This is a genomic window from Halonotius sp. GCM10025705 (assembly GCF_042662885.1).
GTDB lineage: Archaea > Halobacteriota > Halobacteria > Halobacteriales > Haloferacaceae > Halonotius > Halonotius aquaticus.
The window spans coordinates 800344-824008 of record NZ_JBHSZD010000001.1; the positions used below are offsets into that span (position 1 = coordinate 800344).

Genomic DNA, 23665 nt, shown 5'->3' on the forward strand with positions numbered 1-23665 from the left:
TAGCAGGGCGCAATGACGGTTGAGGCAACCAGTGCTGGAGCGATCCTCTTCCGCGATACCCGTGGCTGCCGGGAGTATTTGCTCCTCAAAAGCCGACCGGGGGACTGGGAGTTCCCCAAAGGCGGGGTCGAAGGAGACGAGGAGCTTCAGCAAACTGCGATCCGAGAGGTAACGGAAGAAGCCGGGATCGAAGAGTTCCGACTCATCAACGGCTTTCGTGAGGACTACGATTACGTGTTCCAGGCCAGCGGCGACACCATCCACAAGACGGTGCATCTCTTCATCGCCCACTCCTTTGAGGCCAGCGCGGAGCTTTCGACGGAACACCGCGACCTGCAGTGGCGCGACTACGAGCAGGCCCTCAATACAATCACCCAAGACGGCCCCCGAGAGATCCTCAAACAGGCCGACGAGTTTCTTGATGAGCGGCTTGAAGAGGAGGGCGATTACATCTAATCCGGGTCGTGTCCGGCCCTGCAACCGCCGACTCGGAGTTTAGCTACGAGCTGTGTGTCTGTCGCTGGGCGGAACTCGCGTGGCCGCCAGGCAGCGACAGCGATGACGAGAGTGACGCACACGCCAGCGACGATACCGTTCATGTTGTTGCCCGGCAACTCGGCACCAAGCATCGACGCTGGGATACCGTCGTTATCGAGTGTGATCCGGACGCACTGCAGGCGCGGGCGGCCTTCGGCGACGACGAACTCGATTCCGACCTCCTCCATGTCGTCCGCAACGCGCCCGCTGAGTGGGCGTGGTACCGCGACGCACTCCCCGAGCCCGACTATCCGTGGCGCTACGTCCGCGAAGCCGTCCATCGCGCGGCCGACCGTGGTGTGGTACAAACACGCAGTGAGGGCAACCGGATTCAGCTCAAACAGATCGCGCCCTACCCCGACTGGGTGCGGCGGCTGATCGCCATCGAGAACAAACCGGATCTCGACGCCGCGGCGGCCGACCGACTGGCCGAGCAGATCGACCACGATGTCGAAACCGGCCTCGCAGATGAGGTCTGGGTTGCCACCGCCGAAACTGGGGCGACCGTCGAGCCAGCCTTGTTGGAAGCACTCCCCGTGGAAGCCGGCATCCTCACGACGGATTTCGCCGGTGGTGTCGACAGCGACGCCGCCAGCGTCGCTTGGCATCCAACTTCGTTGACACCGACCCACGGCGACGACTACCGGGTGTCACGCCGACTCGAACTCGCCGAACGCGCCTATGGCCGCGGCTGGCGGGACTATCACGCGACGATGCGGCCGGATTGCCGACATTTCGAGTTGCGACGCACTGGCCGGCTTTTGCTTCCATGGTGTGCTGCCAAGGAGTGCCATCAGTCGTCGTCAGTTTGTAGCGGTGGCTGCGAGGCGTTCGAACCTGAACCACCGGCGTGGCGAACGAAGGGGTGGCCCATCGACGGCGGGCCGGGAGCCGGCATTCGGCGACTGTTGGCTGCTCGGGCCGCCCGCAAGCGATAGCTACTCCTCAGTTGTCGACACCGACACGGTATCGCGGTCAACGCAGGCGCGGAACGTCGGCACCGCACGATAGATGACTTCGACAACACCGATCCGCTTCAATCGCTGGAGGGCTTGCCGGACGTCGTCGACATCGGGGTCGATGTCGTAGGCCGCTCGCAGCCCGTTGAGCACGCTGACGACGCTCTCGGATCGCTCATCAGCTCCGGCAACGGTTTCGAACACGTTGGCCTCCAACGGCGAGAGTCGGACGGAACTCGGCGGCGCGTCGTCATCTTCACCGTCGGCCGGCGGGGCGACCCCCGGCTCGACGCCCGTGAGCTCGACGGCTTCCGGCGTCGATCGGATCAGGCTGTCGTCGTCGCGGTAGTAGTAGTCTTTCAGGTGGCCTTCGAGATACTGATGGACTCGCTGCCGCTGTCTAACTCCCAGCGTTCCTGTAGCTCGCCGTTTTTTGTCGGCTGGAGCTCGACGACATCTTCCAGCCGTGAGAGCTCCTCGTCGGTGAGGCTCATACCGGCCGTTTGCAACCGTCCCATATCGTGGTTCCGGGTTCCGGTCGATGGAGCGGCGTCGTGACGCACCGTCGCAACCCTGTGGTTTAAGTACGACAGTTGATTGCCTCCGCTTAATGGAATTCTGTGACGACTGCGGTTCGATGCTGAAGACTGAGGGCGACAAATGGGTCTGTGGGTCGTGTGGCTTCGAGAAGCTTCGCGATGAGGCCGCCGAGGCTGCGATGGTAACAACTGAGGGACAGGAGGAAGGCGAAATCATCGACATTAGCGACGCCGAGGACAAGGGGCTCCCGACGACGACGGCGGCCTGTCCGGAGTGTGACAACGACCGCGCCTACTGGTATATGCAACAGATCCGGGCGGCCGACGAAAGCGAGACTCGCTTCTTTGTGTGTACCGAATGCGAACACAAGTGGCGCGAGGACGACCACTAGATGGATGTTCCCCGGCCGGCCGTTCCGAGCGACCACCTGGCCGGCTGGCGGGAGACTGACGCCACCGTCGACGAAGCGTTTTCGACGCCGGTTGTGACCGTCTACACGCATACGGTCGTATTTGAGGAGACCGAGGCACGCGAGCGGATTCACGCCCAGACCGGCTGTGATCACCCCTGGCAATTCTTTTTCGTGAGTCGCATTCGGCTTGAGCCATCACGCGACCCAGGGCCGATGTTGACGAAGCTGGTACGACGGAAGGCCGCTGCCGGCTTCACCGACCGCCTTGCCGATCGCGGCATCGAGCAGGTCGCCGAGCGCAGTCGCCGCGACCGATCGATCGGCGACACGTCGGGACTACTTGTCACCTACGGCGGGCTGGTTCGGCGGTCGATTCAGGACAGCGATGGCACCGACTCGCCGGCTGTTGCTGACGAGAGCACCGATGCCGCCAGTCACGCTCACGGTTCCTCGCCTGCGCTGCTGTCGGTGCCGATTACCGCCGTCCTCGGTGTCTGGGCGGCCGCTGGCGACTACCATGTTGCCGGCGGCGGTGCCCCGGCTGGGCCGCCCGACAGCGGCCCCTCAGACGTTGTCGACGCTGTCGCCGAGGCAATCGATCCGACAGCGGCTCGTGAGACCCTTCTCGATCTGATCGATGCCTGCGGCCGGGTCGGATAAGTCGGTGGGCTACTTGTCGAGGAGCACCCGACAGCAGGCGCGAGCGTCGGCGATGTGTTCATCAGCGATCTCGTCGCCGGTCGCGTCGGCCTCAGCCAGTAGCGCGGCGACCTGCTGGACTCGCTGTCGTCTGGTCGCGGGATCGATGTCGTCGCTGGCTGCATCCCGTGCTACTGCTTCGGCTTCGCCAAGCCATCGATTGGTCGCCGGCGGAATCGGTCGCTCGGCGGTGGCAGTCAGATGGGCAGCCAAGGCGTCGCTTGCGGCGGCCGGATCTTCTGGAGGCGTTTCAGTCGGTTCCATACGTATTGTTGTCGTAGGTACCGTGTAATCGTATTGGCCCCCGTCGTGATCCAACAGTGGTTTGCTGTGCGCAGTCGATCAGTGTGGTTTTATGTATGGTGTCAGTAGCGCACAAGTATATGACTGAGACGCCGTCCGTTAGTCGACGACGACTGCTCGCCGCCGGTGGTGTCGGCCTCGGATTGGCCGCTGCCGGCTGTATGGCCCCCGGTTCAGAACGACGCGCCACCGCCTTCCTGCAGCTGTCAGAGGACGCCCAAGCTGAACTACAGGCCCAAAACCAGGAGCTCAGACAGGAGCTCCAAAGTGGAAACATCTCTCGACAAGAGGCTGGCCAGCAGGCATCTCAACTCCAGACCGAGCTCAACGAGGAGCTCATCGACAACGCGACCACGGAGGCTGAATCACTTGGGCTGACTGTTGAGGATTCGATCACGCCATCGCGGGGGTCACCGCTGTTGCTTGTGTCTGGCTCGGAGGGTGCGTTGTTGGATTACATGAACGTCGACGTGGTCACCGGCCTTACCAGCCCTGATCGATTTGAGGAACTGCAACAAGATCAGCAGGCTCAGGCCACAGCGGAGCCGACAAACCAAAGCGGCTAATCGGAACCGATTGCACATACAGTCTTCCGACACCGATCATTTTTCTATCCGCCGCGCCGACCCACACTGATGACCGATCCACTGCGTCGCAATCGACTGGCCGAGGAGGGCAGTCCGTATCTCACCCAACATGAGGACAATCCCGTCAACTGGCAGCCGTGGGATGAGACCGCCTTGGAGGCAGCGAAAGATCAGAACAAACCGATCTTTCTGTCGATCGGCTACTCGGCGTGTCACTGGTGTCATGTCATGGAGGAGGAAAGCTTCGAAGACGACGCCGTCGCCGAGCGGCTCAACGAGCATTTCATTCCGATCAAGGTCGACCGCGAGGAGCGACCGGATATTGACAGCATCTATATGTCAATCTGTCAGCGCGTCACCGGCCGCGGCGGCTGGCCGCTGACGGCGTGGCTCACCCCCGAGGGCAACCCCTTCTACATTGGCACCTACTTCCCGAAGGAACCACAGGGACAGATGCCGGGCTTGCTCGATCTCCTCGACAAGATCGCAGCCTCATGGAACGATCCCGAGGAGCGAAGCGAGATGCAAACCCGCGCCGAGCAGTGGGCTGACACCGCCCGCGACAAGTACGACACCCCCGACGCCGACAGCACAAGCGAGGTACCCGGCGACGACACCCTCGACAGCGCGGTTCGAACCGCACTCCGTTCGGTCGACGACGAGTACGGCGGCTTCGGCTCCGATGGCCCGAAGTTCCCCAGCCGGGGCGGATCAATCTGCTTCTGCGGGCAGCGGGTCGCAGCGGTAGCAGCGACGCACTGACCGCGGTGACGACGACGCTCGATGCGATGGCAGACGGCGGGATGTACGACCACCTCGGCGGTGGCTTCCACCGCTATGCGACCGACCGGGAGTGGACGGTGCCGCACTTCGAGAAGATGCTGTACGACAACGCCGGGTTGCCACCGCTGTATCTCGCCGGCCACCAACTCACCGACGACGACGGATACGTCGAGACTGTCGAAGAGACGCTGGCGTTCGTCGACCGCGAACTCACACACCCTGATGGCGGCTTCTACAGCACGCTTGACGCCCGCAGCGGCGACGAGGAAGGATCGTTCTACGTCTGGACGCCTGAGGACGTTCATGCGCATCTTGATGACTCGGCGGCGACGCTGTTCTGTGAGCGCTACGGTGTGACCGACGGTGGCAACTTCGAGCGCGGGACGACTGTGCTGAACGTCTCAGCCACGGTCGAAGCACTCGCTGACGAACACGATCTGTCGACCGATGAGGTCGAAGACACGGTAGCGACAGCACGCGACACGTTGTTCGAGGCTCGTGAGGAACGAACTCGACCGCCACGCGACGAGAAGATCTTGGCCAGCTGGAACGGGATGATGATCTCGGCGTACGCGGACGCCGCACGCATGCTTGACGCTGACTATGCCGAGCCGGCTCGCGACGCACTGGACTTTGTCACCGACCACCTCCTCGACAGCGAGACGGGGCGGCTCCAACGGCGGTTTATCGACGGCGATGTCGCCGGCGAGGGGTATCTGGAGGATTATGCCTTCCTCGCGCGTGGCGCGTTCGATCTGTATCAGGCGACCGGCGACCTCCAGCCCCTCAGTGTCGCGCTTGATCTCGTCGATACCATCGTCTCGGCGTTCTGGGACGCGGAGACGAAAACGATCTACTTCACCCCCGATGACGGCGAAGAGTTGGTGACGCGACCCCAGGAACTCACCGATAGCTCGACGCCGTCGAGCCTCGGCGCGACCGTCGACCTGCTCTGTGAGCTTGATGGTTTTGTCGCCGACGCCGACTACCGAGAGATCGCTGGTGAGGTGTTGGCAACCCACAGCAACCGTATCACCGGTAATCCACTCCAACACGTCTCGCTAACGCTGGCGGCCGACCGCTACACCAACGGCGGCGCGGAACTCACCGTTGCGGCCGACGACCTCCCGACCGACTGGCGGGACACGTTAGCCGACCGCTACCTGCCGGGTGTCACGCTCGCACACCGTCCGCCGACGGAATCGGGGCTCCAAGCGTGGCTTGATGAACTGGGCTTAGAGACCGCGCCGCCGGTCTGGGCTGACCGGGAGGCCATCGACGGCGAGCCAACGGTCTACGCTTGTGAGTCGTTCACCTGTTCGCCGCCAAAAACAGCGTTGGAGCCGGCCTTGGAGTGGCTGGACGAAAATCGGTAGTACGATCTCCGTTTGTTACCTAACTGCCTGCGACAGCAACGAAGCGATTTATATGCGTCGACGCGGGGAACACACACGTAGATGGCCACCACTTGTTGGGCTCGGCAGTTGGGAGGGAGCCAATGATTCCGCTTGCTGGTGAGGCTGGCACGAACACGCTGTTGATCGTCGCGGCCATCCTCGGGTTAGGTGTCACCTCGCAGGTGCTGGCTGATCGGTTTCGCGTCCCCAGCGTCCTCTTTTTGATCCTCTCTGGCGTCGCTGTCGACCGAAGGGGCTCTCAATTGTCACCCAGGATGTCTTCGGCGGGGCGCTCACAACGATCGTTGGGCTCAGTGTGGCGATCATCGTCTTTGAGGGCTCATTCCACCTCAAAATCGAGAAGCTGCGAGAATCGCCCTCCGCAGCCCTCCGGCTGATCACAGTTGGGGCCGCGCTCTCATTTATCGGGACGACGCTTGCTGTCCGGTTCTTTCTCAATACTACCTGGGGGATCGCGGCTCTCATTGGGGCCTTGCTTATCGCCACCGGGCCAACAGTCATCACGCCGATCCTCGCGGTCGTTCCGGTGCGTGATCGCGTCGCTGCCGCCCTTGAAACCGAAGGCATCGTCAACGATGTGACGGCGGCGATCCTCGCGGTCGTGATCTTCAAACTCCTCGCGGCACAGGGAACAACACCGCTGGCGTATCTGACTGACTTCGTCGAGCGATTAAGCGTCGGCGTGTTCATCGGGCTTGTTATCTCGGCGATCTTGTGGTTTCTCCTTACTCGGGTGCGGACGCCAACGGGCTGGACACCCCAAAACGCCCGGTTGCTGACGCTTGTCGGCGCGATTGTGGCTTACAGTACCGCGGATACGATCGTGACCGAATCCGGGGTTGCGGCGGTGGCGACCGCCGGGATCGTCCTCGGAAACGTTGGATTGCCGTATGAGGCCGAGATCGAGGAGTTCAAAGGCGATATCACGATCATCGTGCTCTCGTTCGTGTTTATCGCCCTTGCTGCCTTGATCGAGTTCGAGACCCTGCTGGATCTTGGGCTCGCTGGGCTGGCCGTTGTCGTGGTGGTCGCACTCATCCTGCGACCGCTGTTGGTGTTTTTGTCGACGACCGGCGATCGGTTCACCCGTGGCGAGAAACTGTTTATGAGCTTTGTTGGCCCGCGTGGGATCATTCCCGCCAGCGTCGCCACGCTGTTTGCGATCCAACTCGGGACGCCGGAAGCCCCTTCGAACCCGGAGGGTGCGAGCATCCTTGCGGGCACGGTCTTTCTGGTAATTCTGCTCACGGTGGTGTTTGAAGGCGGGTTTGCACGGCAGCTTGCGGAATGGTTCAAGGTGATTCCAATGCGAGTACTCATCATCGGCGGTGGACGTGTCGGCACAGAACTGGCTGAACGACTCGAAGAACGCGGCGAGAACGTCGTCATCATCGAGGAGCGAAAATCGGCGGCGGAAAAACTCCGCAACAACGGCTTCAGTGTTCGGGAGGGTGATGGCACAAACGTCGAGTTGCTGCGAAAAGCCGGCGGTGACCGGTCGAAAACGATCGTCGCGGCCACCGGCGACGATGATACCAACCTGCTTGTGGCACAGCTTGCGGAATCGACGTTTGACACCGAGACGGTGATCACCCGTGTCAACGAGCCCGAAAACGTCGACGCCTTCGAGGAACTTGGCGTCAAGACCATCTCGTCGTCGGCCTCGACAGCATGGGGGATCGACAACCTCATCGAGCGGCCGGCGATGTCACGATGGATGACGGAACTTGGTCGCAGCGGCGATGTCCAGGAGGTCGAGGTGACCGACGAAGCGCTGGCCGGGAAAACGATCAGCGACGTCAACGAGATGCTCCCCGAGGGTTGTATTGTCGCACTCGTCAGCCGTGACGAGGAAAATACCGTGCCAGAAGCCAGCCTTGAGTTGGAGTACGGCGATCATCTGACGATCCTCGGCCGGACGGAAGCGGTTCACGAGGCGATCGACCAGTTGCACCCACACGACTGACGCCGATCTCAGCCCGAGACAGCTGTGGTAGTGTTGCCTCGTTGTCGACGCGATCACTGCGCTGCGTTTGAATTTTTACGGACGATACCTCGACTGTGTCGGCTCGTTTCGCGGCTATCCCTGGGATTTAATACGAGCTGTCAGGTACGTGTGGCTAAATATGTCACACAACATACGAAGACGGGATGTCGTGAAAGCACTGGGTGCAAGCGGAACGATCGCGCTGGCTGGCTGTGCCGGCAACGGCGGCGGTAGCGGCGGCCGAACCCTCAGCCAAGGGATTCTGATGCCACTGTCTGGTGGCCTCGGCAATCTTGGCCAACCAATTCGTGACGGTGCGGTGCTCCCGTTCCGACTCCTCGAAGGAGAGACAGACTTTACCATCGACAGCCAAGTCGAAGACACACAGACTGATCCCAACGCCGGTCAGACGGCCGCAAGTTCGCTTGTTGATGCCGGCTATCCGGCCGTCACGGGCGCGGCGGGCTCGGAGATCACGATTCAGGTCGCCGAAAACGTCTTTATTCCGAACAACGTTGTGGCCTGCTCGCCGGCTTCAACGTCGCCGGCAATCACCGATCTCGACGATAACAACCTCATCTGGCGAACGCCACCGTCGGACGCGCTGCAGGGGCAGGTGCTGGCGCAGGTCGCAACAGAAAACGAAGGGGCGTCGACGGCCGCGACGATGTACGTCAATAATTCCTACGGGCAGGCTCTCTCCGACAGCTTCGTCTCAGCGTTCGACGGCACCGTCCAAAACGAGGTATCGTTCCCGAAAGGCGCGAGTTCCTACAGTTCACAGCTGAGTCAGGCTCTCAGCGATGATCCGGATATCGTCGTCGTCGTCGGCTATCCCGAAAGCGGCGTCCAACTGTTCCGTGACTACTACTCGGAGTACGACGGCTCGACGCCGTTCCTCGTGACTGACGGGCTACAGGATAGCGACCTGCCAAGCGATGTTGGCAACGCGATGACCAACGTGCAGGGAAGCGCACCGAGTGCGTCCGGCCCCGGTCGGGACTTTTTCACCACCGAGTATCAAAACGAGTTCGACAGCGAACCCGGCGTCTTCACCTCACAGGCTTTCGACGCAACGGCCGTCTGTTTGCTCGCCAACGCCGCTGCCGGCGAGAACAGCGGTTCGGCGATCGCCGAACAGATGCAGGCCGTCGCCAACCCCGGCGGCGAGGAAGTGACGCCATCGACGCTGGCCGACGGGCTGGCGATGGCAGCTGAAGGCACTGAGATCCAGTACCAAGGAGCATCCAGCCCGGTCAACTTTGACGAGAACGGCGACCTGACGGCAGCGACCTACGAGGTCTTCGCGTTCAACGAGGACGGCTACGAGGCGACCGAGACAATCGAGTTCTCGGCCTGACGACCGTTGTCGACGATTTTTGACCTGAATCAGCCGCCGAGGAACTGTCTTCTCACTTCCGGATCGTTCAGCAACGCATCGCCGTCCTCCTCGTAGCGGTTCTTCCCTTGGACGAGGACGTAGCTGCGGTCACAGCGTTTGAGCGCCTGTTTTGCGTTCTGCTCGACCATGAGGATCGCCGTCCCATCGTCGTTGATGCGGTCGATCCGGTCGAACATGTCGTCGACGAGATCGGGCGCGAGGCCGGCACTCGGCTCATCGAGCAACAGCAGGTCGGGATCAAGCATCAACGCCCGCCCCATCGCCAGCATTTGTTGTTGGCCGCCCGACATCGTCCCCGCCTTCTGGCTCTGTCGCTCTTCTAAGATCGGGAAGCGATCGTAGACGGCCTGCATGGCGTCGTCGGGCACGCTATCGAGTACATACGCGCCCATTTCGAGGTTTTCCTTGACCGACAGCGACGGGAAGACGTTGTCCGACTGCGGCACGTAGCCGATGCCGTGGTGGATGATCTCCTCGGGGCGGAGCCCGTGGATCGGTTCATCGTTGAACTCGATGTGGCCGCCCATGTAGGTCGTCAGCCCGAAGACCGATTTCATCGTTGTCGACTTCCCTGCGCCGTTGGGGCCGACGATGGTGACGTACTCGCCGTCGGCGACATCGAGATCAACGTCTTCGAGGATTTGAAGGTCGCCGTAGCCGGCGTCCAGTGACCGAACGCACAGCAGGCTGTCGTCGTAGGTCGTCACCTCGGTGGTTGCAGTCGTCTCGCTCATTGTTGCTCACCAAAGTAGGCATCGACAACGCGTTCGTTGTTCCGGATCTCTTCGGGGCGACCCTCAGCCAAGACTTGCCCTTGATGCATCACGATAACGGGATCACAGTGTTCCATGATGATGTCCATGTCGTGTTCGACCAACAGGAAGGTCAGCCCCTCCTCGGCTCGCAGTTGATTGATGCGGTCAAGCAGCTTCGTTTCCAGCGTCGGGTTGACGCCGGCGAACGGTTCATCTAACAGGAGCATGTCTGGGTCGGTCATCAGCGCGCGGGCCAACTCCAGCAGTTTCCGTTGGCCGCCGGAGAGATTCCCGGCCTGCTCCTCAGCGAGGTGGTCGATCTCGAAGAACTCAAGCGATTCCCACACCGCCTCGCGCAACTCGGTTTCCTCCTCGATCACACCGTCTCTGAATGGCGGGAGTACCGACCGATAGAGGGCCTCGCCCTGTTGTCGCTGTGGAGCGAGCATCAGGTTTTCGAGGACGGTCATCTCGGCTAATTCGCGTGCGATCTGGAAGGTTCGCACGAGCCCGCGGTTGGCGATGACGTTCGGCGCGAGCCCGGCGATATCCGTGCCGTTGAAGTAGACCGCGCCGTCGGTCGGCTCGTGAACTCCCGTAATGCAGTTGAACGTCGTCGATTTCCCCGCGCCGTTCGGCCCGATCAGCCCTGTAAGGGACTCGTCGGCGACCGTAAACGACGCCCCATCGACAGCGGTGATGCCGCCGAACTCCTTGCGGAGGTTTTCGACACGGAGCGGTGGGTCTTCGTCACCGTCTCCGGCGGTGTCGACGGCCGGATCCTCACCGATACTGTCGGCGGCTGACTCGCTACTCATCGTCGACACCTCCTTCATCGGGAGCCGTCAAATCTGTCCCTGTTTGGCCTCCTGGTGTGTGGCCCTCGCTGAGATCGACGGCGGCCGCCGTCTCGGTGCGATGGCCGAGCAGCCCCTCGGGGCGATTCTGCATCAGATAGACCAACAGGACGCCGACGAAGACAAATCGGAGCGCGGGGAGTCGTTGGTTCAGGATGTAGCCCAACAGGGGGCGATCTCGCCGGCCGCGATCGGGCCGACCGCGGCGATGAAGTTGTTGGGGTTGGCCTGGATCGAAAAGGTCTGCTCGATCATGGTGGGGAGGTACTGCGGCAGGAGAAAGAGGAGGTTGGCGAAGACCGCCCCACCGAGGACGCTGCCGGTGTTGGAACCCGCACCGCCGATGATGACGGCAATGAAGATGTAGAAGGTGAGTTCGGGGCGGAAGGCTTGTGGGTAGACCGCACCGGTGCCGAACCCTTGCCAGAGCACGCCGGCCAGCCCCATCAGCGCGCAGCCGAGCATGAACGTCTTGATCTTGAATCGGTTGGTGTCCTTGCCGAGTGATTTGGCGACGACTTCGTCTTCCCGGATCGCCTTGAGCACGCGGCCGAACGGCGAGTTGCCGACGCGAGCCAACAGCGTGTAGACGAGGAACACGACGACCGCAAGCACCAGCCCATAGGTGAGATCGACGATGACAGCACTGCGAACGACGCCGAACACAGCCTCGAAGAAGCCAAAGACAGCGGCCCCGATCGGCGTTGTCCCCGACGCCGCACTGCTCGGATCGGCGTAATAGATTGCCCGGACCGGGTTGCTCGGGAAGTTCCCGATGCCGCTGGCCCCGCCGGTACCGAGGGCGATGCCGCCGGGCAGCGTGAACGTGCTAAACGCCGGCGAGTTGTACGTCAGTCGGATGATCTCCGAGATCGCGACCGTGACAATGGCGAGGTAGTCGGCGCGCAGCCGGAGGGCCGGCAACGCGGTCACGAGGCCAACGAGTGCGGCCGCGAGCATGCCGCCAACAATGCCAACCGCGACCGGGAGGCCGAGGCCGGGCGGCGAGCCTGTCGGCGGCGCGGTCAACATCGCCATGGTGTAGACGCCGACGGCCATGAAGCCCGCAATCCCGATATTGAACAGCCCGGCGTATCCCCAATGGAGGTTCAACGCGAGGACGATCAGCGCGTAGACCGCGGTGAAAAAGGTGACCTGTCCGAGAATCGAGATGAGCCCCGCGACATCGTAGTTCAGGATCGCACCGATGCCGAGAAACAGCAGATAGAACGCCGCCATCGCCGTGAGAACGAGCGCGGCATCGGAGCGTTCGAGCAACTCGCGGAGCTGCGTGAGACGACCGGTCTGGAACTGATCGGTGCTCATGCCGTACTCACCCCGCCGAAGATGCCTTCTGGACGGAACAACAGAACAAAAATCATCAGCCCGAAGGCGACGGGTTCAGCGAAACTGGAGAGATCGCCGGTCAGCCAGATCAGCGACAGCCGACTGGCAAGCCCGATGACCAGGCCACCGACGATCGCACCGTAGACCGACCCGATCCCACCCATGATGACGGCGGCGAAGATCAACAGCAGCAGCAACCAGCCGAGATCGTAGGCGATGGTGCCCTGCGTGAGGACGACGAGATAGCCAGCCGCGCCGGCCAGCCCGCCGCCGAGAATCCACGTTGTTCGGATCACGCCCTCAACCGGAATCCCTGTCACCTGTGCGAGATCGCGGTTGTCGGCCATCGCCCGCATCGCCTTGCCGAGCTTGCTTCGTTGTAAGAGGAGATGGACGCCAACCATCAGCGCGAGGGCGATGGCGACGATTGTGAGTTCGTGGGCGTTGATGACGACGCCGCCGATGTCGTAGGACGGAACCCGGCTGATGTCGGTGACACCCTGTCGACCACTATAGAAGAAAAAGACGATGAGATACCGGAGTACGAAGGCGACCCCGATACTCGCAATGAGTAGCGTGATCCCGTCGGCATCGCGGATCGGTCGGTAGACCAGCCGATCGACCAGCAGGGAGACGCCGATCGTGAAGCCGACGGCGACGACGAGCCCGGCGAGAATGCTGGCCGGTGTGTTTGTGATGCTGACGCCAACGTCACCGGGTGCGGGCCGTCGCCGGCGCCGATAAGCAGCAATCCGCCGGCCGCATACCGATCAATGCCAGCCAAGAGATAGGCGACTGCCCACCCTGAGAACGCACCCCAGGAGATGTAATCGCCGTGGGCGAAGTTCGCAAATCCAAGGATGCTGTAGGTCAATGAGAGGCCGATCCCAGCCAGCCCGATGAGTAGCCCGATCACCAACCCGTCCCAGACAAAGCCGCCGAACCGCGCGACGGTGAGTCCCCCGCCGAGCAGCTTGGCAAGGAGGTCACCGACCAACAGCATGGCGGCGACCGCGACGACCACGAGCCCGGGTTGGTCGCGCAGTAGTTGTCGACCGCGTGCGTATGGCTCCATTCGTTCGCCCGGAAAACAGCAGTGCTCATAAAAGAATCTTCCCACCATCTGTACGGTGACCGTCAGCTTGCTGCGGTGGTGCTCCGGCCGGTCGACCCCAAGAGACTTTTTATGCCCCGCACCCTACGGATGGATACTTGAATGACGGATCACGAATCCCGTCCTCCCGGCGTCGATCCCGAAGCCGACCTCGCGTGGTGCCACGAGGCGGTACAAGGGGTCTCCCGAACGTTCGCGCTGACGATCGACGCGTTGGACGAGCCCATGTCGACACACATCTGCCTGGGGTATCTCCTCTGTCGTGTCGCCGACACGATCGAGGACGCAAACCACATTCCACCTGGCCCACAGGCCGACCTCCTCCGCACCTACGATGCGGCGATCGACCCCGAGACCGACACCGATATCGACACGTTCCGCTCGGCCGTCGATGAGTGGCTGCCGCCCCGCGAGGAGCAGTCAGATGACTGGATTGTCGTTGACGAAGCACCTCGCATCGCCGCCGCCTTTGAGGAACTTCCCGATGATGTTCAAGAGGCGATCATCCCGCCGGTACGCGAACTGATCGACGGGATGGCGATGTTCGTCGAGCGACATGCCGACAGCGGTGGGCTCCGGATCGACGACGGCGAGGAACTCGAAGAGTACTGCTACTACGCCGCCGGCACCGTCGGGACGCTCATCACGAACCTGTTGACCCGCGGCGAGATCGCCGCCGACCGCCGCCAGCAACTGTACGACACGGCCGTCGACTTCGGCCTGCTGTTGCAGTTGGTCAACATCTCGAAGGATGTCTACGACGATTACACCGAGGAGAACAACGTCTATCTGCCGGCCGAATGGCTCGCAGAGGAAGGCGTCGACCAGGATGCCGTCGTCGACCCTGACAACCGCGAAGAGGCGGCGACCGTCGTCAGCCGCACCGTCAGCCACGCCCGGTCGTTCCTTGATGATGCCGAACGCTACCTGCAGGCGATGCCGCTGCGACACGGTAACACCATGGCGGCGTGGGGGTTCCCTTCCTGCTTGCGGTTGGGACGCTTCGTGAGCTTCGAAGCCGCCCGGAGGATGCCCTCACCGACCGCGGTGTGAAGATCTCCAGACAGGAGGTCGGCGCGGTGATGACCGCAATGCACGGCGAGGGTGGCGACTCCCTACGTGAGCTTCGCGAGCTGATCGCTGCCCAGCCGTACCATACCGCGGTCTCCAACGCCGACTAGTCCAAATCCACGCGCTTTTGTCGATGCTCCGGGAACGTCAGGTATGAGTTTCGAGAAAGACGATACCGTGGTGCTGGACGACAAACACAGCGACTACGACGGCGAGACGGGGACGATCACCCAGGTCGTCGAGAACATGTTTGGCGATGCAACCTATACGATCAGCTTCGAGGACGGCCAGGAAACGGGCGTCCCAGAGGATGATCTGGCGGCCGCCGACGCTGAGGCTGACGACGCCTGAAGCCACGGAGTTTTTAGTACCACACGCACAACGGATCGATACCACCGAACCGGCAACGCTGGCTCGGTCGTTCGGCACTGCGGCGGCCGCGGCGACACGGTGCGTCCGGCCGTCGGGGTAGCCCACGCGGTATAACGATGGATATTCACCGCTCACCAACTGACGGGCACGAGGCGACCACCCGACGGCTGACACCTGTCTATGCGGGGCTCGCTGTTGCGGGCTTCGATCAGCGGGGGTGTTCCGAACGCGGCCGAGCGCGCCACTGCAGCGCCACTGGGAACGAATCTAACTGGTGACCTAATGACCTCAAACACGACTGAATCACGGGTATTGGCGGCGATCGACGAGCGGCGCAGCCGCATCAACCAGGCCATCGACGAGGAACTCCCGCTGAAAACGCCGGAACGGCTGTATGAGGCCTCCCGATACCTCCTGAAAGCCGGCGGAAAGCGACTTCGACCGACAGTCACGCTGCTGGCCGGTGAAGCCCTTGCCGATGTCGAGCCAGCCAGCCGAGACTATCGAGCATTTCCGACGCTGGCCGGTGCTGAGATCGATCTGATGCGGGCAGCGGTGTCGCTGGAGGTCATCCAGTCGTTTACGCTGATCCACGACGATATCATGGACGATGACGACCTCCGGCGGGGCGTGCCCGCGGTGCACAACGAGTACGATACCTCGACGGCGATCCTGGCCGGCGACACGCTGTACTCCTCGGCCTTCGAGATCATGGCCGACACCGGCGGCGACCCGGCCAACGCGTTGGCAGCGATGCGGTTGCTCTCCTCGACCTGTACGAAGATCTGTGAGGGTCAGGCCCTCGATATCGCCTTCGAAACCCGAAACGACCTGCTGCCGGAGGAGTATCTGGAGATGGTCGAACACAAAACGGCCGTCCTCTACGGGGCCTCCGCAGCCGTTCCGGCCGAGCTTCTGGGTGCCGACGATGAAGTGGTTGAGGCGATGTACCAGTACGGCATCGAGTCCGGACAGGCCTTCCAGATCCAAGACGACGTGTTGGATCTCACCGTGCCAAGCGAGAAGCTGGGCAAACAGCGCGGCTCGGATCTCGTCGAGGACAAAGAGACGTTGATCACGCTGCATGCCCGCCAGCAGGGTGTCGATGTCGACAATCTCCTCGATACCGACAGCGTCGACGCAGTCACCGAGGCTGAGATCGATGCGGCGGTCGCCGAGCTTGAGGCCGCTGGCAGCATCGATCACGCCCGCAAGAAAGCCACCGAGCTCACCGAGCGCAGCAAGAATCGGCTCTCGGTACTTCCCGACAACGACGCCCGTGGGCTGTTAGAAGATATCGCTGACTATCTGATCGACCGCGGCTACTGAGACGCTGTTTATGCTGCGTACGAGGGAATTCGACCCGGCCCACCGAGTCAGTAATCGACGACGTTGCTCCTCCTGCGTTGGCTGAGAACGGTGGCAGTACTACTGTGTCGAGCCCTACTCAAGTTTCGTCGCGGCGTCCTGTTGGAGCAGTACCTCGGCGTTGGTGGTGGGCAGCGTCACGACATCCTCCGCTTGCAGCGTGTATTCGCGTTCGTCGACCCCGAAGATCGTCCCGACATCGTCGGTGATCCGCACCACTGTCCGCGGCGTTGTATCGGCGGCTGCAGCGACCGGTTCGGTCGTCGCGTCGGGTTCCTGTTGGGTCGATTGCTGGGTCGCTGATTCATTGGCCGTCGACTCAGCCGCGGGTTCCGGTTCTGCCATCGCGGCTGTGGCTGTCGTTCCCGTTGGAGTCGATTCAGTCTGAGCCGATTCGGTCGACGGTGATTCGGGTACCGCCGGCTCGGTCGCTGCCGACTCGCCGTCTGGGGTCGCCATCCCCGTGCCGGTTGTCGTGTCTGATTCGGGTGGTGCCGTCGATCCGGTCGTCGGCTCGGTTGACTCGGGCTGCGGTGCTTGCGATGGCGACGCACCTGATTCAGAGTTGCCCGGCGACGAGGGCGTTGGCTGTGTCGGTGGTGTGTCGCTGGGCTGTGTGGATCCCACTGTGCTCCCGCCGTCAGGCGTCGGGACACCGTCGTCGCCGTCGGTGGTGTCAGTCGGCGTTGTGTCACCGAGAGCGGCATCGCTGCCACCCTCGTACTCGGTGTCGCTGGCAGGCTCTCCGGCCGGTGGTTGCTCTGTTTCTCCCGACTTGGCTTCGGCCGCCCCGCCCATCGCGTTGGCCAAGACATCGTCGGCCTCGGCGTCGGCTTCCGGTGGCGTCGGTGGCGACCCCCATCGTGGGGGTCTGCGCCGCCGATCGTTGTCGGGTCATCGGTTGCTGTCGCCGGTGATTCCGCTGGTGGTGTCGACTCGGTCGGTGTGGATACCGGCGAGTCGGTGGATTCGGTTGCTGGCGAATTGTCAGCGGTTTGTTCGCCGGCCAGCACATCGAGAACGGACGCCTTGTTCCGTTTGATCCGGTCGACGAGGTCGTCGAACAGTTCCTGTTCTTCGATCGTCATCCCCTCCTCGCTGGCGGACATATCGGCGGCCGCAAACGAGGCGAGCTTGACGACCTTGCCGACGCGTCGCTCATAGAGGGCTTCGGCGACCTCTTCGGCGGTATCGAGTTTATCCGAGAGCTGCCGCACCTCATCATCGCTGAAGGGGTTGTCGACCTGTTCGGCGCGGCGGTCGCGCTCGGCGCGCAGATCCTGAATGTAGGCCGCGACATCCTGATAAAACGAGTCCCGCAGCTGTTGGAGACTGTCTTTCCGCCGTTCTTTGGACTGTACGGAGCGGAGTTCGTCGAGATTCATGCTGGGGCCTTGGCTGCGTCGCCGCGCGTCATCAGGAAGACGGCGACTGATTCCGGTACTGAATGCACACCGGGGTTCAACTTAATCGTGTCGCCACCAAGGGCCACTTCCGTGGGTTCCTCGACCTCGATCGCAATGTCTTGAGTGGTGAATCGCTCAGGCACCGCATCGACCAACGGCTCGAAGCTGTCGAGATTCTCGCGGTCGATCGGCGTGACGACCAGCCCGCTGCCGCCGTGCAGCGACCCCGGCAGTCGGATCAGGCGGTGGGTATCGGTCGTCACCGGCTCGTCGATCGGCGCGGCATGTTTGTCGACGACGCGGTCGGCCAAGGCGTCGGCCAACAGCCGAATCCCCGGCCCGCCGGCCTCCATGTTGCCGCGCTCGATCGCCTGTGGGTTGGCCGCCAGCGCGCCGAAGATCGTCTCTGCCCGTCCCTCGCCGATCCCGTCAAAGCTGGTGAGTCGGTCGAGGGCGTCGGTCTCTGGGAGTTCCCGGAGCTCCGTTGTCAACGATCGCAGCTCGTCGTGGACGCGCCGCCCCCACCCACCTTCGGTGCGGAGCAACCGCTGTGTTGCGCCGCCCGCCGAGGCGGTGCGGATGAGCCCATCGGTGTCGAGGTCGCGACCGCGAACGTAGTCGACAATCTCTCCGCGTGCGTCGCTGTCCAGCGACTGGATCGAGTCGGTACGCACGTGGACGTGATAGCCGCGACCACCCGAGAAGACGATCCGAAGATCGGTGAATCCAAAGTCGGCTTCGAGAAAGGAGAGCAGTCGTTGGAGGGCGTCCTTGCAGGCTGCCAGCATCTCCTTGTAGCTCGTTTCGGCCGGGTCGACGCTCGGGAGGTGATCGGCGTCGAGGTCGAAGATGAGATCCGCGCCGCGCCACCCTTTTGCGCCCATCGTGCTCGCCCCCGGATCGTCGTAGCGCGCCGCCGAGAAGTAGACGTGTCGCGGCGCGGTGCGGGTCAGAAACTCGCCGATGTCGCCGAGATCCAACTGTGACTGGTGGCGTACCATCGTCGTTCCCGACCCCGGTGTCCACGGGATATGCCCCCACTCGCGTTCGTTGGCCGCCGGTGGCAGCGGTATCTCCGCCGCCCGGTAGTAGTCGGCAAACCGGCCGCGGAGATACTCCCGTGTGCGTTCGTCCATGCTGTCCGGCGGTAGTCAGGGCCGCCTCATAGACGTTGTCGTTTCCGGGTTGTTTCGCGGGCTGAAACAGGGCCGTGGGTGTTATATGTCGCTCGCCGACAACGACCACGCGAGAAGACATCCTTATCCGGTCGCCGCCGGAAGAAACAGTAAACAGATTTAGATGGAGTACCAGTGGCTGATCGATCGGGTTGATTCGATTATCGTCAACCGATCAAAGACGGTCATCCTTGCGTTTCTGCTGGTGACCGTGCTGTTTGTCGGTGGGCTTGGGTCGATTACGACCGAAAGCGGCCAAGAGCAGTTCATCGAGGATCTGCCCTCCTTCCAGGCGGTCGAGGATATCAACGAGGATTTCAGCGCGTCATTCAGCGAGGTGACGACGAGTACGACGCTCGTCCAAGCGTCGACAAACGTCCTCTCGAAAGGCGCGCTGACGGACATGTTGGCGACGCGAGAACGAATTATCAACACCAACTCACTCCGGGTTGAATCAGTGTCGACACCGGCCGTGACCGTCGCCGAGACGCTGAACCCGAATGCGACGACGCCTGCGGCACACCTGCGGGCGGTCGAACGCGCGACGCCGACACAGATCGATGCGGCTGTTCGGGAAGCCGCTGCCGACGATGCTGGCTTTACGTCCAGTCTGAGCGACGATTTCAACCGCCAGTCGGCGTCGGCAACGTCGAGTCGAGGGAGCGTCAGTCACCTCGCTGGCCCCGGTGAGGGTTCCGGCGGCGGCCCCGGTGGCGGCTCGGAGTACCCCCGAACAAAGTCGATCGTATCAAAAGTGTCGTCACTGATGACGCCTCAAATATCTGGGTACAGGGAACACCCCCAGATACGACCGGGACGACCACGAGCGTCGTGTTGCCGGCTGCACTGCTGTTGATTATCGTGTTTCTGGCGGTCGCCTACCGCGATCCAGTTGATATCGGGATCGGGCTGTTGGCGATCATCATGACGCTGCTGTGGACGTTCGGGTTTATCGGCTATGTCGGCATCCCCTTTGCCGTTCTGTTGATCGCGGTGCCGCCGATCCTCATCGCGATCGGCATCGACTTTGGGATCCACTCGATCAACCGCTACCGTGAGGAGCGGGTGACCGGACTTGGCATCTCGGAATCGATGATGCGAACGACCGACCAGATGTCGGTCGCCTTTGCCATCGTCGTCGGCACCTCCGCGATCGGCTTTCTCTCAAACGTCGTCAGCGCGTTTCCCCCGACACAGGATTTCGGGATCGTCGCTGCCGTTGGGATCATCTTCACCTTCCTCATTTTCGGCGTGTTTGTTCCCGCACTGAAGGTGACCGTCGACCGCGCCCGCCAGCGGTATCCGATCCCGACGTTTGCAACCACGCCGCTTGGCTCCGAGCGATCACTGCTCGGCCGGCTGTTGTCGGTCGGTGTCATCGTCTCAAAACGCGGGCCACTGGTCTTTCTGCTGTTGATTCTGGTTGCGACCGCGGCTGGTGGCGTGTATGCGACCGGCGTCGATACGGGCTTTAGCCCGGATGATTTCCAGCCCGCCGAGGAAACCCCCGAGTACCTCCAGTATCTCCCCGAATCGATTCGGCCGCCCGAGGAGTTTGAGTACGTCCGCATCAACAACTATCTCGACCGCAACTACCAGCAGGATAGTCAGGTGCTGATGTACGTTGAGGGGCCGATGACGCGGGATTCCGCGCTTGAGGAGATCTATCGTGCCAGTCAGTCGCCACCGGAGACGTTTCGCGAGGAGCGCCGGCAGGCCGAAGCTCGAAGCATTATCACGGTTATCGAGGATCGCGCCGAGCGTGACCCCGAGTTCCGCGCACTCGTCAATCGGAACGACCGCAACGACAACGGTATCCCTGACGACAATCTGCCGCAGATCTACGACGCCCTGTCAACCGACGATAGCGACCTCAGCGGCTTCCTCGGCGAGGATCGCCGGAGCGCGCAGGTGATCTACACCGTTGACGGCGACGCCGAAGACGACGTGGTCACCGACGACGCCTACGCTGTCGCCGATCGGTTCCGGACGACCGCCCAGCCGACCGGCAGCGTCATCATCTTCGATGAGGCCCTCTCGCTGGTGCTTGAGTCGGTCATCCAGAGCCTCATCCTCACGCTCGTCGGTGCATCTGGCTTTCTCGTGTTCGCATACTGGGTGATCGAGGGGCGGCCATCGCTGGGGCTGGTGAATATCGTCCCGATCTTCGTCACCGTCGTCGCGCTTGTCGCCTCGATGCGGGCCGTTGGGCTGGCGTTCAACGCGATCAACGGGACGATTCTGGCGATCGCCGTCGGGATCGGCATCGACTACGCGGTACACGTCGTCCACCGGTTTGCCGACGAGTACCACGAGCAACCACTGTATCCCGCCCTCCAACGGACGGTTGTCGGTACTGGCGGCGCGCTCACCGGGAGCATGCTCACTACCGTCTTCGGGATCGGTGTGTTGGTACTGGCGCTCAACCCCGCTCTCGGCGCGTTCGGCATCCTGATCTCGCTGAGCGTGCTGTATGCGTTCCTGTCGTCGATTCTCGTGTTGCCGTCGACGATCGTCGTCTGGGCCCGACTCACCGAAGGTGAGGGGTTCGGCTCCCGGTGATCGAGGCGATCACCGGCACCGACACCGCCGAGTCGACGACGACTGACTGACCGTCGCGGCCGCCGGAGCGTAAGACTAACTTCCCCTGCTTGCCATTTCACGACATGGACTGGCCACACGATCCCGACGGCGAGCAGGGTAGCGAAGGCCGCCGCGTTTACGGCCACGCCGTGATCGCCAAGAAGGTCGACGAGGAGGACGATTTCCCACTCGATGTCGAGTCGTTCGTCTCCGAGTACGGTGACGATCCCATCCGGATCGACCACGAGACTGTCGTGCCGCTCCGGGACATCTTCGAGCACGTTGAGGCAACGGAGTTTGACGACATTATGACGATGCACAAGAAGGTCGGCACCGCGATGCGGGACAACGATCTCTGGTTTTACGAAGGCGCCGATCAGTTCACCCGCACGCGGTGAGCGATCGCTCCCCGCTCCGCTGGCTGTCCCACGACGGCCAACACTCTTGACTGTCCTTCACGTATCAGCCCATGGAGGCGTCCTGTGAGTACTGACGACGCAGTTACTATCGAACTCGCCACAGTCGACGACATCGATGCGATCGCTGACTGTTGGGTCGCGTTGGCGGCCGATCAACAACAGCATGGCTCACGACTGGAGGCCGAGCCAAACCGAACGTCGGCGACCGAGACGATCGCCCGCCATGTCGTCACCGATGGCGTCTATGTCGCCCGCGAGGACGGCGTCCGGGGGTTCGTCATGTTCCATGTCGATGCCGGCACCTACAGCCAAACCGAGCCGACCGGGACGATCACCACGCTCTATGTTCGGCCATCCGCGCGAAACGAAGGGATCGGAACCCGACTGTTGGCGGCCGCCGAGCGGGCGTTGGCCGACCGCGGCGCGGCGACAGTTTCGCTTGAGGTGTTGACCGCAAATGAGGCCGCCAGAGAATTTTATGATCATCGCGGCTACGATCCCCATCGGATCGAGCTGCGAAAACGGATCGAAAACGATACACACTCAAAGGATGACCCGTAACTACCGACTGCGCTAGGAGAGCATGGGCGGTTCATGCACTCGACTTGTAATCGAGACTTCCGGGGTTCAAATCCCTGTCCAGCTTTCCGTTTCTGTCCGTTCGTGGCCTGAGAGTTCCCCAAACAGCCCAACAACGTGTTCGTGCATTGCCGTCGCTGAGACCGTCAACCCATCGTTCTGCGACGCCCGCACGGCCATCAACGCAGCCGGCGGCACAGCAGGCTGCCAGTAGCTCCCGTTCGGTCGATGGCTCGTGCAGCCGCGCTTGGCCGGTCAGGTGTTCGAGCGCGGCAACGATCGCATAGGCACCCCAGTTTGAGACGCCAGCGACGACAAGGTGGTCGACGGCGGTGGTGGCGGCAATCTGTTCGCCGTGCTCGATTTCAGCTTCGACGGTCGACCGAATCCGACCCATCCCGATCTCATTGCCGCCGTCGCCGACCGCGATCGTTGGGATCTCTCGCTCACGCGCCAGCGAAAACAGTGGATCCATCGGCGCGACGTGGGCTGTGATGTCGGTGCCTGTCATGCTTCGATAGGTGTGGTCTGCCGTCTCCCCTGACCGTTCGATAGCGATGACAGCCCCCGGCTCGTAGCGATCGATGAGTGCTTCGCTGGTCGCTGTCGTCGTTGCGTCCGGTGGTATCGGCTCGAACGGCAGGGTAGCAAGCCCACACACCTCAGCAGCCGCATCGATCGGTGCCTCTACCCGTGGCTCGGCGACGATCACCGGCTGGGCACCGAGTTCCTTGAGCGCGCGTGCCAGCACAACCGTCCCTGGCGGGCCGTCAGTTTCCGGCTGCCAATCCGGTGGGATCGGGAACCCCGTCGTCAACAACACAGCGTCGCCCGCAGTTGCCACCTCTCGGAGCGTTCGTGCGGCGGCTTCGACCGGCGGTGTGTCGTGGGTCGCGGCAGCGTGTAGCGCTCCGATGCCACGCTCGCCGGGGTCAAACCGAAGGAGATCATCGAGTGCCGCAAACATAGTCGACATCGGGGCTACAGCGTGC

At 62.5% G+C, this 23665-nt stretch carries 17 protein-coding genes, 1 tRNA gene and 7 pseudogenes; 16 read left to right on the forward strand and 9 right to left on the reverse strand.

The features are described 5' to 3' along the window. Positions 1 to 12 precede the first annotated feature (12 nt). Both ACFQJB_RS04580 and ACFQJB_RS04585 read left to right on the forward strand, forming a co-directional pair. Positions 13 to 456, forward strand: coding sequence for a bis(5'-nucleosyl)-tetraphosphatase (locus ACFQJB_RS04580; protein ID WP_120103022.1), 444 nt, complete (start codon positions 13 to 15; stop codon positions 454 to 456). Between the two features lie 8 nt (positions 457 to 464). Further along, the gene (locus ACFQJB_RS04585; protein WP_379724470.1) at positions 465 to 1475 is read left to right on the forward strand and encodes a DUF5787 family protein; all 1011 of its coding nucleotides are present in this window, start codon (positions 465 to 467) and stop codon (positions 1473 to 1475) included. Here ACFQJB_RS04585 and ACFQJB_RS04590 read toward each other — a convergent pair. Next, positions 1476 to 1990, reverse strand: a pseudogene (locus tag ACFQJB_RS04590) (DUF5797 family protein). A 116-nt stretch (positions 1991 to 2106) separates the two neighbouring features. Between ACFQJB_RS04590 and ACFQJB_RS04595 the strand changes: the two are divergent. Beyond that, positions 2107 to 2427, forward strand: coding sequence for a transcription factor S (locus ACFQJB_RS04595; RefSeq protein WP_120103025.1), 321 nt, complete (start codon positions 2107 to 2109; stop codon positions 2425 to 2427). Further along, on the forward strand, positions 2428 to 3108 hold the full coding sequence (locus ACFQJB_RS04600) for a hypothetical protein (RefSeq protein ID WP_379724474.1): 681 nt from the start codon (positions 2428 to 2430) through the stop codon (positions 3106 to 3108). It abuts the gene before it with no gap. A gap of 9 nt (positions 3109 to 3117) precedes the next feature. On the opposite strand, the gene ACFQJB_RS04605 is transcribed toward ACFQJB_RS04600, so the two are convergent. Further along, positions 3118 to 3411: a hypothetical protein gene (locus ACFQJB_RS04605; protein WP_379724477.1), complete on the reverse strand. Its 294-nt coding sequence runs from the start codon at positions 3409 to 3411 to the stop codon at positions 3118 to 3120. 119 nt (positions 3412 to 3530) lie between these two features. Here ACFQJB_RS04605 and ACFQJB_RS04610 point away from each other — a divergent pair, with 119 nt between their 5' ends. From ACFQJB_RS04610 to ACFQJB_RS04625, 4 genes and pseudogenes are all read left to right on the forward strand, one after another. Continuing rightward, positions 3531 to 4016 (forward strand): hypothetical protein, encoded by a 486-nt coding sequence (locus ACFQJB_RS04610; RefSeq protein ID WP_379724480.1) that lies wholly within the window; start codon positions 3531 to 3533, stop codon positions 4014 to 4016. A 69-nt stretch (positions 4017 to 4085) separates the two neighbouring features. Then, positions 4086 to 6196 (forward strand): annotated as a pseudogene (locus tag ACFQJB_RS04615) (thioredoxin domain-containing protein). Positions 6197 to 6318: 122 nt separating this feature from the next. Next, positions 6319 to 8204 (forward strand): annotated as a pseudogene (locus tag ACFQJB_RS04620) (cation:proton antiporter). 160 nt (positions 8205 to 8364) lie between these two features. Then, the gene (locus ACFQJB_RS04625; RefSeq protein ID WP_379724483.1) at positions 8365 to 9585 is read left to right on the forward strand and encodes an ABC transporter substrate-binding protein; all 1221 of its coding nucleotides are present in this window, start codon (positions 8365 to 8367) and stop codon (positions 9583 to 9585) included. Between the two features lie 29 nt (positions 9586 to 9614). On the opposite strand, the gene ACFQJB_RS04630 is transcribed toward ACFQJB_RS04625, so the two are convergent. The 4 genes and pseudogenes from ACFQJB_RS04630 to ACFQJB_RS04650 all read right to left on the reverse strand — a co-directional run bounded on the left by ACFQJB_RS04630 (position 9615) and on the right by ACFQJB_RS04650 (position 13661). Continuing rightward, positions 9615 to 10361: an ABC transporter ATP-binding protein gene (locus ACFQJB_RS04630; protein ID WP_379724486.1), complete on the reverse strand. Its 747-nt coding sequence runs from the start codon at positions 10359 to 10361 to the stop codon at positions 9615 to 9617. Next, the gene (locus ACFQJB_RS04635) at positions 10358 to 11218 is read right to left on the reverse strand and encodes an ABC transporter ATP-binding protein (protein ID WP_379724489.1); all 861 of its coding nucleotides are present in this window, start codon (positions 11216 to 11218) and stop codon (positions 10358 to 10360) included. The genes ACFQJB_RS04630 and ACFQJB_RS04635 overlap by 4 nt, the downstream gene beginning before the upstream one ends. Next, positions 11193 to 12565 (reverse strand): annotated as a pseudogene (locus ACFQJB_RS04645) (branched-chain amino acid ABC transporter permease). Before ACFQJB_RS04645 ends, ACFQJB_RS04635 begins: the two are co-directional and overlap by 26 nt. Further along, positions 12562 to 13661, reverse strand: a pseudogene (locus tag ACFQJB_RS04650) (branched-chain amino acid ABC transporter permease). Before ACFQJB_RS04650 ends, ACFQJB_RS04645 begins: the two co-directional pseudogenes overlap by 4 nt. Positions 13662 to 13802: 141 nt before the next feature. On the opposite strand from ACFQJB_RS04650, the pseudogene ACFQJB_RS04655 reads away from it, so the two are divergent. The 3 genes and pseudogenes from ACFQJB_RS04655 to idsA3 all read left to right on the forward strand — a co-directional run bounded on the left by ACFQJB_RS04655 (position 13803) and on the right by idsA3 (position 16472). Continuing rightward, positions 13803 to 14881: pseudogene (locus ACFQJB_RS04655) on the forward strand (phytoene/squalene synthase family protein). Between the two features lie 43 nt (positions 14882 to 14924). After that, positions 14925 to 15122 carry a DUF1918 domain-containing protein gene (locus tag ACFQJB_RS04660; RefSeq protein WP_379724498.1) on the forward strand — a complete coding sequence of 66 codons (198 nt, stop codon included), beginning with the start codon at positions 14925 to 14927 and terminating at the stop codon, positions 15120 to 15122. Between the two features lie 303 nt (positions 15123 to 15425). Continuing rightward, the gene (idsA3, locus tag ACFQJB_RS04665) at positions 15426 to 16472 is read left to right on the forward strand and encodes a geranylfarnesyl diphosphate synthase (protein WP_379724501.1); all 1047 of its coding nucleotides are present in this window, start codon (positions 15426 to 15428) and stop codon (positions 16470 to 16472) included. A gap of 114 nt (positions 16473 to 16586) precedes the next feature. Here idsA3 and ACFQJB_RS04670 read toward each other — a convergent pair whose 3' ends face one another. Then, positions 16587 to 17321, reverse strand: a complete 735-nt coding sequence (locus ACFQJB_RS04670) for a hypothetical protein (RefSeq protein ID WP_379724503.1) — start codon at positions 17319 to 17321, stop codon at positions 16587 to 16589. A 571-nt stretch (positions 17322 to 17892) separates the two neighbouring features. Beyond that, positions 17893 to 19053, reverse strand: a complete 1161-nt coding sequence (gene priS / locus ACFQJB_RS04675; protein WP_379724506.1) for a DNA primase small subunit PriS — start codon at positions 19051 to 19053, stop codon at positions 17893 to 17895. A 163-nt stretch (positions 19054 to 19216) separates the two neighbouring features. Here priS and ACFQJB_RS04680 point away from each other — a divergent pair, with 163 nt between their 5' ends. From ACFQJB_RS04680 to ACFQJB_RS04700, 5 genes are all read left to right on the forward strand, one after another. Further along, positions 19217 to 19948, forward strand: coding sequence for a hypothetical protein (locus ACFQJB_RS04680; protein ID WP_379724509.1), 732 nt, complete (start codon positions 19217 to 19219; stop codon positions 19946 to 19948). Beyond that, a complete protein-coding gene (locus ACFQJB_RS04685; protein ID WP_379724512.1) occupies positions 19924 to 21654 on the forward strand; it encodes an efflux RND transporter permease subunit in 1731 nt (576 codons plus the stop codon). The genes ACFQJB_RS04680 and ACFQJB_RS04685 overlap by 25 nt, the downstream gene beginning before the upstream one ends. A gap of 104 nt (positions 21655 to 21758) precedes the next feature. Beyond that, positions 21759 to 22073, forward strand: coding sequence for a DUF5785 family protein (locus ACFQJB_RS04690; protein ID WP_120103041.1), 315 nt, complete (start codon positions 21759 to 21761; stop codon positions 22071 to 22073). A gap of 84 nt (positions 22074 to 22157) precedes the next feature. Then, positions 22158 to 22655 carry a GNAT family N-acetyltransferase gene (locus ACFQJB_RS04695; RefSeq protein WP_379724515.1) on the forward strand — a complete coding sequence of 166 codons (498 nt, stop codon included), beginning with the start codon at positions 22158 to 22160 and terminating at the stop codon, positions 22653 to 22655. Between the two features lie 16 nt (positions 22656 to 22671). Then, a tRNA-Thr gene (locus ACFQJB_RS04700) sits at positions 22672 to 22743 on the forward strand. 126 nt (positions 22744 to 22869) lie between these two features. Here ACFQJB_RS04700 and ACFQJB_RS04705 read toward each other — a convergent pair. Further along, positions 22870 to 23649: pseudogene (locus tag ACFQJB_RS04705) on the reverse strand (DUF4392 domain-containing protein); the annotation flags it as partial. Positions 23650 to 23665: the final 16 nt, after the last annotated feature.

Coding starts and splice junctions, on each gene's coding strand:
- ACFQJB_RS04660 (WP_379724498.1), top strand. CDS start 14,925: ATGAGTTTCGAGAAAGACGATACCGTGGTGCTGGACGACAAACACAGC.
- ACFQJB_RS04605 (WP_379724477.1), bottom strand. CDS start 3,411: ATGGAACCGACTGAAACGCCTCCAGAAGATCCGGCCGCCGCAAGCGAC.
- ACFQJB_RS04635 (WP_379724489.1), bottom strand. CDS start 11,218: ATGAAGGAGGTGTCGACGATGAGTAGCGAGTCAGCCGCCGACAGTATC.
- ACFQJB_RS04690 (WP_120103041.1), top strand. CDS start 21,759: ATGGACTGGCCACACGATCCCGACGGCGAGCAGGGTAGCGAAGGCCGC.
- ACFQJB_RS04625 (WP_379724483.1), top strand. CDS start 8,365: ATGTCACACAACATACGAAGACGGGATGTCGTGAAAGCACTGGGTGCA.
- ACFQJB_RS04600 (WP_379724474.1), top strand. CDS start 2,428: ATGGATGTTCCCCGGCCGGCCGTTCCGAGCGACCACCTGGCCGGCTGG.
- idsA3 (WP_379724501.1), top strand. CDS start 15,426: ATGACCTCAAACACGACTGAATCACGGGTATTGGCGGCGATCGACGAG.
- ACFQJB_RS04595 (WP_120103025.1), top strand. CDS start 2,107: ATGGAATTCTGTGACGACTGCGGTTCGATGCTGAAGACTGAGGGCGAC.
- ACFQJB_RS04580 (WP_120103022.1), top strand. CDS start 13: ATGACGGTTGAGGCAACCAGTGCTGGAGCGATCCTCTTCCGCGATACC.
- ACFQJB_RS04610 (WP_379724480.1), top strand. CDS start 3,531: ATGACTGAGACGCCGTCCGTTAGTCGACGACGACTGCTCGCCGCCGGT.
- ACFQJB_RS04680 (WP_379724509.1), top strand. CDS start 19,217: ATGGAGTACCAGTGGCTGATCGATCGGGTTGATTCGATTATCGTCAAC.
- ACFQJB_RS04630 (WP_379724486.1), bottom strand. CDS start 10,361: ATGAGCGAGACGACTGCAACCACCGAGGTGACGACCTACGACGACAGC.
- priS (WP_379724506.1), bottom strand. CDS start 19,053: ATGGACGAACGCACACGGGAGTATCTCCGCGGCCGGTTTGCCGACTAC.